Here is an 11,477-nt window from a genome sequence, read left to right as displayed (position 1 = left end):
CACCAACCCACGAGCCCTGCAGCCCCCCTGTGGGAGCGGGCTTGCTCGCGAAGAGGGCCATGCATTCAACATCCCTGTCGACTGACCGGACGCCTTCGCGAGCAAGCCCGCTCCCACAGGTGATGCAGGCCGTCATACCGCCGTCTCCTGAGCGCCGGTCGTGCCAAAGCGACGTCCCAACCGATCGAAATACAGGTAGATCACAGGCGTAGTGAACAGGGTCAAAACCTGGCTAAGCAACAGGCCGCCGACCATCACCAACCCCAGCGGCTGGCGCAGTTCCGCGCCGGAACCGGTGGCCAGCATCAACGGCACGGCACCGAAGAGCGCCGCCAGGGTCGTCATCAGGATCGGCCGGAAACGCAGCAAGGCGGCCTGATAGATCGCCGTTTGCGGGTCCATGCCCTGGTTGCGCTCGGCGTCGAGGGCGAAGTCGATCATCATGATCGCGTTCTTCTTGACGATGCCGATCAGCAGAATGATGCCGATGATCGCGATCATGCCCAGGTCGTTGCCACTGAGGATCAACGCCAGCAAGGCGCCCACCGCCGCCGACGGCAAGGTCGAGAGAATGGTGATCGGGTGGATGTAGCTCTCGTAGAGCACGCCCAGCACGATGTACATGGTCACCACCGCCGCCAGGATCAGCAGCAAGGTGCTCGACAACGAAGCCTGGAAAGCCTGCGCCGCGCCCTGGAATTGGGTCTGCACGCCAATCGGCATGCCGATGTCCTTCTGCACCTGCTCGATGATCTCGACCGCATGCCCCAGCGCCACGCCGGGCGCGAGGTTGAAGGACATCATCACCGCCGGGAACTGGCCGATGTGGGTGATCGCCAGTTGCGCCTGACGCTCCTCGATATGCGCCAGGCTGGACAGGCGCACCTGCCCGCCATCGGTGGTCTTGACGTGAATCTGGTTCAACGCATCCGGGCCGATCTTCTCGCCGGACTGCGATTGCAGGACCACGCGGTACTGGCTCGCCTGGGTGTAGATCGTGGAAATCTGCCGCTGACCGAAGGCGTCGTACAGCGCATCGGTGATGTTCGACACCGACACCCCGACCCGCGACGCCGCATCGCGGTCGATCACCAGATAAACCTGCAGGCCCTTGTCCTGAAGATCGCTGGCCACGTCGGTCAATTCCGGGCGGTCGGCCAAGGCCTCCACCAGGCGCCCGCTCCACAGGCTCAGCAGCTCCGAGTCCGGCGACGACATGCTGAACTGGTACTGCGTGCGGCTGACCCGGTCCTCGATGGTCAGGTCCTGCACCGGCTGCATGAACAGGCGGATGCCGACCAGCTTGTCGAGCTCCGGTTGCAGGCGGGCAATCACTTGCGTTGCACTCAGGTCACGGTCGCGGTGCGACTTGAGGTTGATCAGCAAACGACCGCTGTTGAGGGTCGAGTTGTCGCCGTCCACGCCAATGTAGGAGGACAGGCTCTCAACCGCCGGGTCGGCCAGAATCACTTTGGCCAGCTCCTGCTGACGCTCGCTCATGGCGGCGAAGGAAATCGATTGCGGCGCTTCGGAAATACCCTGGATAACCCCGGTGTCCTGCACCGGGAAGAAGCCCTTGGGCACCACCATGTACAGGAATACCGTCAGCGCCAGAGTACCAATAGCCACCATCAAGGTCAGGGGCTGGTGCTTGAGCACCCACTGCAACTGGCGCCCGTAAGCGGCGATCATCCAGTCGATGAACGCACCGCTGGCGCGATAGAAACGCCCCTGCTCGGCTTGCTTGGGTTCGCGCTTGAGCAGCCGCGCGCACATCATCGGCGTCAGCGTCAGGGAAACCACCAGGGAAATCAGGATCGCCACCGCCAGCGTAATGGCGAACTCGCGGAACAAGCGCCCGACCACGTCCGCCATGAACAGCAGCGGGATCAGCACAGCGATCAGCGACAACGTCAGCGAGATCAGGGTGAAACCGATCTGTTTGGCGCCCTTGAGCGCCGCGTTCAGCGGGCTGTCGCCCTCCTCGATGAAGCGCGCAATGTTCTCCAGCATGACGATCGCATCGTCCACCACGAAACCGGTGGCGATGGTCAGGGCCATCAGGGTCAGGTTGTTGACCGAGAACCCGGCCAGGTACATCACGCCGAACGTGCCGATCAGCGACAGCGGCACGGCCACCGACGGAATGATCGTGGCGCTGGCGCGACGCAGGAACAGGAAGGTGACCATGACCACCAGGGCGATGGCGATCAGCAATTCGTGCTGCACGTCCTTGACCGAGGCGCGGATGGTCTGGGTGCGGTCGGTCAGCACCACCACGTCGAGGCCGGCCGGCAGGTTGTCGGTGATGCTCGGCAGCAGCGCCTTGATCCGGTCCACCACCTCGATCACGTTGGCCCCGGGCTGACGCTGGATGTTGAGCAGTACGGCCTGGTTCTCGTTGGCCCATGCCGCGAGGCGCTCATTCTCGGCGCCGTCGACGATTTCCGCCACGTCCTTGAGCCGCAACGGCGCGCCGTTGGCATAGGCCAGAATCAGGTTGGCGTAGTCCTTGGGCGACGTCAGTTGATCGTTGGCATCGAGCATCGAGACCCGGGTCGGGCCGTCGAAGTTGCCCTTGGGCTGGTTGACGTTGGAGGCGCCGATCAGGGTGCGCACGTCCGACAGGTTCAAGCCGTTGGCCGCCAGGGCCTCCGGGTTGACCTTGATCCGCACGGCCTGGCGTTGACCACCGGCAATGCTGACCATGCCGACGCCGCTGATCTGGGCGATTTTCTGCGCCATGCGCGTATCGACCAGATCGTTGAGCTTGGGCAGCAGCATGGTCTTGGAGGTGATGGCCAGGGTCAGCACCGGCGTGTCGGCCGGGTTGACCTTGTTGTACACCGGCGGGGCCGGCAGGTCCTTGGGCAGCAGGTTGGTGGCCGCGTTGATCGCCGCCTGCACCTGTTGCTCGGCCACGTCCATGTTGATGTCGAGGCTGAACCGCAGGGTCAGCACCGACGCCCCGCCGGAACTGGTGGAGGCCATTTGCGTCAGGCCGGGCATTTGCCCGAACTGCCGTTCAAGCGGCGCGGTCACCGCGCTGGTCATGACGTCCGGGCTGGCGCCAGGGTACAGGGTCATGACGCGAATGGTCGGGTAATCGACCTGGGGCAACGCCGACACCGACAGCAGCCGATAGGCAATGACGCCGGCCAGGATAATCGCCAGCATGCTCAGCGTGGTGGCTACCGGGCGAAGGATGAACAGCCGCGAGAGGTTCATGCGCCACCCTTTTTCGCCTTGTCAGTGGTCGCGGGCTCGGCCGCGTTAACCGCCGACTTGCCTTGCAGGTGTTCGGTTGGCGTGGTCGGCACGTCCTGGCTGTCGTTGACCACCTCCACGTCGCTGCCGTCTTTGAGGCGGTCAGTGCCTTCCAGTACGACCCGGTCGCCCGCGGACAAGCCTTCGGTGACCACGGTGTTCAGGCCGTCACTGGCGCCGACTTTCAACTGACGGATCTTGACCTTCTTGTCACCGTCCAGGACATAGGCGAACGTGCCGTTGGTGCCGAACTGGATCGCGGCGGACGGTGCGAGCACTACGTTTTTGAGGGTGTCGGCCAACAGGCGCACATTGACGAACTGGTTGGGGAACAGCGATTGATCGCGGTTCTCGTAGCGAGCCTTGAATTTCAGGGTGCCGGTGGTGACGTCGATCTGGTTGTCCAGGCTCTGCAGCACGCCAGTGGCCTGCAACTTGGTATCGCCGCGATCCCAGGCTTCAGCCGGCAATTGGGCACCGCTGCGATAACGGGCGAGCACGGTGTCTAGGCTGTTTTCCGGGAGGGTGAAGGCCACGCTGATCGGTTGGGTCTGGGTGATGATCGCCAAGGCGGTGGTGTCGTTGGCCGCCACCAGATTGCCGACGTCCAGTTGACGCAGGCCCACGCGACCGGTGATGGGGGCGCGGATCCGGGTAAATTCAAGGTTGAGCTTGGCGTCGTTGACCGCGGCCTGATTGGTCTTGACCGTACCCTGGAACTGACCGACCAGCGCTTCGGCGGTGTCCAGGGTCTGCTTGGCAATGCTGTCTTCGCGGTACAGGCCGCGATAGCGCTCGACATCGACCTGGGCGTTTTTCAATTGCGCCTGATTCTGCAGCAAGGTGCCTTCGGCCTGAAGCAAGGCGTTCTGGTAAGGGCGCGGGTCGATTTCAGCCAGCAGGTCGCCGGCCTTGACCATCTGCCCTTCTTCGAAATGAATCTTGACCAGCTCACCGCCCACGCGGCTGCGGACGTTGATGGTGTTCAGCGCCGTGACCGTGCCCAGCGCCTTGAAATACAGCGGGAAGTCGCCGGTGACGGCCGCAGCCACGCGCACCGGTACCGGCCCTGACGCACCGCCGAACCCCGGGCGCATGCCCCCCGATCGGCCGGTATGCCCGGCAACGGCTTTCTGCCCCGCAGCCTCTTTGGGTGCAGCGCTGCCCGGCCAGAACTTCCAGCACAGGGCGGCAATGACCAACAGGACAAGCAGGCCGAACAGCCAGCGACGAGGACTACGGGAAGCGGAGGATTGCATTGAGTGATCAACCATTGGGCGCGTGGGCTTTTTTACATGAGGCTGAACGATAAGCACTGGCGGGTATTAAGCAAAGCGCCTTTACCGGCAATTTACTTTCGGCTTACGTAACAGGAGTTTTATCCAAGACACTGAAACACAAATGAAAACGGCCTGGACAAAGGGTAATGCCGATCAGCGTAGGAGCGAGCCAGCTCGCGATGGTCGTTAACGATAACGCATGTCTACTGACGAAACGCAGCGTTCTTGAGTCCATCGCGAGCAAGCTCGCTCCTACAACAGCATTTTTGACAGCGGGGGTGTTAACAATTGCAACGGAGTACTTATTTCAGAACAGCAAGTGCCGCTTCGTAGTTCGGCTCGTCAGCGATTTCGCCAACCAGTTCGCTGTGCAGCACGTTGTCGTTCTCGTCCAGAACCACGACGGCGCGAGCGGTCAGGCCCTTGAGCGGGCCGTCGGCGATGGCCACGCCGTAGTTCTGGATGAACTCGGCGCCGCGCAGGGTCGACAGGTTCTGTACGTTTTCCAGGCCTTCGGCACCGCAGAAGCGGGCCTGGGCGAACGGCAGGTCAGCGGAGATGCACAGCACGACAGTGTTGTCGACGCTACCGGCCTTGGCGTTGAACTGGCGCACCGAGGTGGCGCAGGTCGGGGTGTCAACGCTTGGGAAGATGTTCAGCACTTTGCGCTTGCCGGCAAAGTCTTTGAGGGTAACGTCGGACAGATTGCCGGCAACCAGGGAAAAGGCTGGCGCCTTGGAACCGGCTTGTGGCAGTTGGCCGTTGACTTGAACCGGGTTGCCTTTAAGAGTGACTTGAGCCATGAACGGAGTCCTTCTGAACGTTGTGGTGGAGAATTTTGACGAGGCCGAAGTTAACCACGAAATTGTCCGACGACCTATGGCCAAACATAAATTGTCATGTATCAGCGCACAAAACTGGATACAACCCATACCCCTGTGGGAGCGGGCTTGCCCGCGATGACGGCAGCAGATCCAACATACATGCCGACTGTCCCATCGCTATCGCGGGCAAGCCCGCTCCCACAGGGTCCGCGTGTTACGTGAGTGATCGCAATCCAGCGTACCCCCTTCACCCACTGCCACCCGATGTTCATGACGAAAGGCAGCCGAGGTAACCCGATGACAAATTTCGTTACGGGCCTGTCGAATTGCGTCCCGGTCAATCGACTATAAATCGAATCACTCAACCGCAACGGAGACGACACCATGCGATTCATGATCATCATCAAGGCCAGCCAGGATTCCGAAGCCGGCGTCATGCCCAGCCAGGAACTGCTGACCGCCATGGGCAACTACAACGAAGAACTGGTCAAGGCCGGCATCATGCTCGCGGGCGAAGGCCTGCACCCGAGCAGCAAGGGCGCTCGCATAAAGTTTTCAGGTGAAAAACGCACGGTGATCGACGGCCCCTTCATCGAAACCAAGGAACTGATTGCCGGTTTCTGGTTGTGGAAAGTGAAGTCCAGAGAAGAAGCCATCGAGTGGGTCAAGCGCTGCCCCAACCCGATGCCGGGCACCGAGGCCGAGATCGAGATTCGCCAGGTGTTTGAGGCCGAAGACTTTGGCGCCGAGTTCACTCCGGAACTGCGCGAGCAGGAAGAGCGGGTTTGGGAGCAAGCGAAGAAGAACTGACCGATTCGACCTTCTCCTCAGCTTGCAGTGGGAGCGGGCTTGCTCCCACATTAACTAGATAGCCACTTAACTTGCTTGGGCAAGCCTTTGACCCGCATTAACTTTTTAGTACACGAAAATAACGAGAATCCACACACAAAACGAAAGAATTAATCCATATGGCTGGCTAACCCGTGGTTAACTGCTAACTTCATCCGATAAGTCCTACAGGCTTGATCGGAAAGGGATTACGAAGTTGCGGCTGAACTTAAGGGGCCGCACGCCCGATCAGTCAGCCACCAGGGAAGCGGGGGGAATGATGTCAAAGCAATTGGGGAAGTACGCCTTCGTCTGGGTGACTTCACTGGCGCCTGTTTTTCGTGTTCACGCCGAGACGGCCAACCGGCTACTGCACCGGCATCGGACCACCCTCAAGTCAAGTCCGCCACCTTCCAGCCGTTCATCATCCATAACCTGGAAAAAGGCTGGTAGCTGTGCTCGACCGGCACCTGGACGTTCGACCTGATCCCTGACCATGTATGACGGCAAAAACAAATTGCTGGTGGCCAACCCGCTCAATCGCTACTTGATCAATTCGCGGATGTTGCCCGACCTCAAGCTCGATGCCGATGGCGGCCTGACACTTTACGTGCAGCACAAGGCACCGGCCAAAGCATTGCAAAGCAACTGGCTGCCGGCACCGAATGGTCCGTTCTACGGCGTGCTGCGCCTGTACCTGCCCAAACCGGAAGTCAACAACGGCCAATGGAAACTGCCGCTGCTGACGCCAGCAACCAAACAACAATAAGCGGAGTCGTTCATGATCAGGCCTTACGTAGTGCGCCCCTTGTTGGCGCTGTGCATGGTCAGTATCAGCCCATGGGGCCTGGCGGCCGAAGGGGGTGTCGGTCGCCCGATCACCGGGCAACAAGTGTTTTCCGATGCCGGAATCGTGCCTCCGGAGCCGGGTTGGGTCATGTCCCTGACCAGCATCTGGTACGACGGCGATCTCAAGGGCAACGCCCAGGTGCCGATCGTGGGCGCCCTGAGTACCGGGCTGGACATGAAAGTGTCTTACACCATGGCCAACTTCACTCGCGTCTGGGACACGGGCAAGGGTCGCTGGAACTACGCCTCGGCCATTGGTGTACCGGTGCAGTACACCGACATTACCGCCAGTATCAGCGGCCCTCGCGGCAGGACCCTGGGCACCGAGGACAGCGGCACCCAATTCGCCGACATGCTGGTGACGCCGATTGCCGCCGGCTATCACTTCGACGAACTCAACCACATCGCGTTCTCGCTGCCGATCTACGTGCCGACCGGTGCCTACAACGACGATCGCCTGGCCAACCCCGGCCAGAACACTTACACCTTCATGCCGACAGTGGCGTTCACTCACCTGGACGGCAAGGGCGGCGAGTTCACGTTGTCGAGCGGCCTGGAGTTCTACACCGAGAACGACGCCACGGATTATCGCAACGGCAACATTTTCACCCTCGACGCCCTGTGGACCCACGGTTTCGGCAACGGCTGGAACGCCGGTTTGGTGGCCGGCTATATCCAGCAGGTCACCGATGACTCCGGATCCGGCGCAACCAGCGGTTTTCGCGGGCGCTCGGTGGGCGCGGGCCCCACGGTAGGCTGGAGCGGCAAGTTCGCCGACGCCCAGGCCAACATCAGTGCCCGTTGGGTGCCGGAATTCGACACCAAGAACCGGCCCGAAGGCAATGGCATCAACGTCAACCTGACCCTGGCATTTTTCTAAGAGGTAACCAGGGATGGCCATCAGCACCCGTTCGACCTTTTGCAGGAACCTTTCATGACCGCACTCAACGACCTCAACGCCCTGCAAGCCAGCATCGCCGAAGCGGTGCTCGGTCAGGACCAGGTGATCCGGCAAATCCTCGTCGGCCTGCTGGCCAACGGGCATCTGCTGCTCGAAAGCCTGCCCGGCCTGGCCAAGACCCGCACGGTCAAAGCACTGGCCAAACACCTGGACGCGAAGATGAGCCGCATCCAGTTCACCCCGGATTTGCTGCCGTCGGACATCACCGGCGCCGAGGTGCTGCATCAGGTCGAAGGCAAGAACGAAATCCGCTTCCAGCCCGGCCCGCTGTTCGGCAACCTGATCCTGGCCGACGAAATCAACCGTGCGCCGGCCAAGGTCCAGGCCGCGTTGCTCGAAGCCATGGAAGAGCGCCAGATCACCGTGGCCGGCAACAGCCATGCCCTGCCGGAACTGTTCATCGTGGTGGCGACCCAGAACCCGATCGAACAGGAAGGCACCTACCCGCTGCCGGAAGCGCAGATGGACCGCTTCCTGATGAAAGTGCTGCTCGATTACCCGAGCGCGGAAAACGAAAGCCAGGTGCTGCGCCTGCTGCGCGAAGAAGAGCAGGCACTCGGCGCCAAAACGGCTGCGGTGCAGGGTTTTGCCCTGGCCCAGGACGTGATCTTTGCCGCGCGCCGGGAAGTCAGTGCGGTGCACGTGTCCCCGGCCATCGACCGCTACCTGATCGACCTGATCAATGCCACGCGCCATCCGGCCGATTACGACGCCGATCTCGGGCGCTGGATCAGCATCGGCGCCAGCCCTCGCGGCGGTATCGGCCTGGACCGTTGTGCCCGGGCCGACGCCTGGTTGCAGGGCCAGGATTTCGTGTCTCCGGACAACGTGCGCGCCGTGGTGCACCCGGTGCTGCGCCATCGCCTGCAACTGAGCTACGACGCGGTGGCCGATGGCGTGAGCGCCGACCAGGTGCTCGACCGTCTGCTCGATAAAGTCGCGATCCCGGCCTGATGCCCATGAACAGCGTCGACGGCCTGGTGTATGTCTCTCTGGCGCAGTTGATGGCCCTGGAGTTCAAGGCCCGTGACCTGAGTTTTGTCGCTCGCCAACCTCAAGGCAGCATCCTCGCGGGCAATCACGCTTCGCGCTTGCGTGGCCGCGGCCTGAACTTCGATGAGCTGCGCCGTTATCAGCCGGGGGACGATTTGCGTCATCTCGACTGGCGCGCCTCCCTGCGCACCGGCAAACCGGTGGTACGGACATTCACCGAAGAGCGCGACCGCCCGGCGCTGATCCTCGTCGACCAGCGCATGTCGATGTTCTTCGGTTCGCAACGCAGCTTCAAATCCGCCATCGCCGCCGAACTCGGCGCCCTGGCGGCGTGGATGGTGTTCAACGCCGGCGACCGCGTCGGTGGACTGGTATTCAACGATCAACGCATCGACAGCATCGCCCCGCTGCGCAGCCGTAAACGCGTCGAGGCGCTGTGCAGCCGCATTGCCAGGCAGAACCAGGCACTCAATGCGGGCAGCCCGGATGCCGAGGGCAAAGACCAGCTCGACAAGGTCTTGCAGCATTGCCTGGCCGTGGCCGGTCACGATCACCTGATCTGCATCGTCACTGATTTTGCCGGGGCTGGCGAACGCACCTTGCAGCTCATGCGGCAACTGGCGGCCCACAACGATGTGATCGCCATGCAGGTCTATGACCCGCTGGCGCTGAACCTGCCGAAAAACGGTCGCGTGCTGATCACCCAGGGGCAATTGCAGGTGGAATTGGCGGTGGATCGGCAACAGGTGCATCAGCCATTGGGGGATTTTCTCAGCGGTCGGCTCAAGGACGTCGCGACCTTGCTGCGCCGCAGCCAGGTGCCTTTGATGATGTTCAGCACCGCCACCGAAGCCCACGAACAACTGCGCGCCGAACTGGGCAAGCTCGTCCGGGGGCGCCGATGAACCCCGCTGTTCCGAGCATCGACCAACTCAAGGAAATGGCCCTGCCGGCACCGGTCAGCTATGCGCCGCAGACGTGGGGTTGGTGGGCGTTGCTGACATTGTTGGTGCTCAGCCTGTTGCTGGTCAGCGCCCGACGTTACAGGCAATGGCGGCGCGACCGCTATCGGCGCGAGGCACTGGCACGGCTGGCGGAGTTGCAGCAGCGCAGCAATGACCTGAATGCGTTGCGCGAACTTCCGGAGTTGCTCAAACGCGTGGCCCTCTCCATGCCGTCCTCTAACTGGAATGCATTCCCTGTGGGAGCGGGCTTGCCCGCGAAGGCGTCCTGTCAGTCGACATCAATTTTGAATGTCATGGCCTCATCGCGGGCAAGCCCGCTCCCACAGGGTCCTGCGGCGTTAGGAAACAAGGATTGGCAGGCATTCCTGCAGCGGCACATTTCACAACCCTTGCCCGCCGACTTCAGCCAACAACTGTCGCTGCTGGCCTACGCGCCTGACGCAACCTTGCGGGCCATGCCCAACGAGCAGCGCCAACTGTTGTTCGGCACCTGCAAAACCTGGGTGGAGCGTCATCATGTGGCAGCTTGATTACCCCTGGTTGCTGATCCTGCTGCCATTGCCATGGCTGGGTTATCGCTACCTGCCCGATTACCGCGAGGCGCGCAGTGCCGTTCGCGTACCGTTTTTCGGCGCCATGAGCCGTGCTGTCGGCCAGGCACCCAGCCAGGCCGGCACCCGCAGCAACCACTGGCAGTTGCTCCTGAACCTGCTGGTCTGGACACTGTTGCTGGTGGCGGCGAGCCGGCCGGTGTGGGTGGAAAAGCCCATCGAGCGCCAGCAGCCCGTGCGTGACCTGATGCTGGCCATCGACATTTCCCAGTCGATGGAAACCACCGACTTCAGCGACGCCAACGGCCAGAAAATCAATCGCCTGGCCGCGGTCAAGGAGGTGGTGCACGGGTTCATCGACAAGCGCAAGGATGATCGAATCGGACTGATCGTGTTCGGCACCGGCGCCTATCCGCAGGCACCCTTGACCCTCGATCACACCAGCCTGTCACTGCTGCTGGACGACACCGGCATCGGCATGGCCGGCCCCAACACGGCCATCGGCGACGCCATCGGCCTGAGCCTGAAACTGCTGGAGCAGGCCCACGAGCAGGAAAAAGTGCTGATCCTGCTCACCGACGGCAACGACACCAGCAGCGCCATCACCCCGGATCACGCAGCCGCCATGGCTGCCGCCAAAGGGGTGGTGATTCACACCATCGGCATCGGCGACCCGAACGCCGAAGGCGAAGCCAAGGTCAACCTGCAAGGTTTGCAGGACATTGCCCAGGCCACCGGCGGACGCTTCTTCCGCGCCGAAGACCGCAACGCCCTGGATCAGGTCTACACCACCCTCGACAAGCTCACCCCGCATCAGGTGAAAACCCTCAGCCACCAACCCAAACTCGATCTGTTCTGGTGGCCGCTAGGCGCAGCCCTTGCTTTACTTGCGATGTATCACCTGGGCGCCCTGCTGCTTCCACGGCTGATGCAAGCCCGTCAACGGCAGGAGGCCTGAG

Annotated in this window: 9 protein-coding genes and 1 pseudogene; 7 read left to right on the top strand and 3 right to left on the bottom strand. The window is 62.0% G+C overall.

The annotated features are described in order from the left end of the window. Positions 1-132: 132 nt before the first annotated feature. The 3 genes from Q8X48_RS28050 to tpx form a co-directional block, all read right to left on the bottom strand. Positions 133-3,228, bottom strand: coding sequence for an MdtB/MuxB family multidrug efflux RND transporter permease subunit (locus tag Q8X48_RS28050; RefSeq protein ID WP_407802446.1), 3,096 nt, complete (start codon positions 3,226-3,228; stop codon positions 133-135). Continuing rightward, the gene (locus tag Q8X48_RS28045; protein ID WP_126046002.1) at positions 3,225-4,541 is read right to left on the bottom strand and encodes an MdtA/MuxA family multidrug efflux RND transporter periplasmic adaptor subunit; all 1,317 of its coding nucleotides are present in this window, start codon (positions 4,539-4,541) and stop codon (positions 3,225-3,227) included. Before Q8X48_RS28045 ends, Q8X48_RS28050 begins: the two co-directional genes overlap by 4 nt. 308 nt (positions 4,542-4,849) lie before the next feature. Continuing rightward, positions 4,850-5,350, bottom strand: coding sequence for a thiol peroxidase (tpx, locus tag Q8X48_RS28040; RefSeq protein ID WP_102700029.1), 501 nt, complete (start codon positions 5,348-5,350; stop codon positions 4,850-4,852). Positions 5,351-5,755: 405 nt separating this feature from the next. On the opposite strand from tpx, the gene Q8X48_RS28035 reads away from it, so the two are divergent. The 7 genes and pseudogenes from Q8X48_RS28035 to Q8X48_RS28005 all read left to right on the top strand — a co-directional run bounded on the left by Q8X48_RS28035 (position 5,756) and on the right by Q8X48_RS28005 (position 11,476). After that, positions 5,756-6,181, top strand: a complete 426-nt coding sequence (locus Q8X48_RS28035) for a YciI family protein (RefSeq protein WP_015095313.1) — start codon at positions 5,756-5,758, stop codon at positions 6,179-6,181. 505 nt (positions 6,182-6,686) lie between these two features. Beyond that, positions 6,687-6,968: pseudogene (locus tag Q8X48_RS28030) on the top strand (DUF1214 domain-containing protein); the annotation flags it as partial. A 12-nt stretch (positions 6,969-6,980) separates the two neighbouring features. After that, a complete protein-coding gene (locus Q8X48_RS28025; protein ID WP_126046006.1) occupies positions 6,981-7,928 on the top strand; it encodes a SphA family protein in 948 nt (315 codons plus the stop codon). Between the two features lie 54 nt (positions 7,929-7,982). Then, positions 7,983-8,963 (top strand): AAA family ATPase, encoded by a 981-nt coding sequence (locus Q8X48_RS28020; protein ID WP_102673574.1) that lies wholly within the window; start codon positions 7,983-7,985, stop codon positions 8,961-8,963. Next, complete coding sequence (locus Q8X48_RS28015; protein WP_407802445.1) at positions 8,963-9,907, top strand: DUF58 domain-containing protein; 945 nt, start codon at positions 8,963-8,965, stop codon at positions 9,905-9,907. Before Q8X48_RS28020 ends, Q8X48_RS28015 begins: the two co-directional genes overlap by 1 nt. Next, the gene (locus Q8X48_RS28010; RefSeq protein WP_407802444.1) at positions 9,904-10,497 is read left to right on the top strand and encodes a DUF4381 domain-containing protein; all 594 of its coding nucleotides are present in this window, start codon (positions 9,904-9,906) and stop codon (positions 10,495-10,497) included. Before Q8X48_RS28015 ends, Q8X48_RS28010 begins: the two co-directional genes overlap by 4 nt. Then, a complete protein-coding gene (locus Q8X48_RS28005; protein WP_407802443.1) occupies positions 10,484-11,476 on the top strand; it encodes a vWA domain-containing protein in 993 nt (330 codons plus the stop codon). The genes Q8X48_RS28010 and Q8X48_RS28005 overlap by 14 nt, the downstream gene beginning before the upstream one ends. Position 11,477: the final 1 nt, after the last annotated feature.

Source organism: Pseudomonas sp. QLc11A, assembly GCF_052112305.1.
Taxonomy (GTDB): domain Bacteria; phylum Pseudomonadota; class Gammaproteobacteria; order Pseudomonadales; family Pseudomonadaceae; genus Aquipseudomonas; species Aquipseudomonas laurylsulfatiphila.
This window is presented reverse-complemented; position numbering and strand designations above follow the sequence as displayed.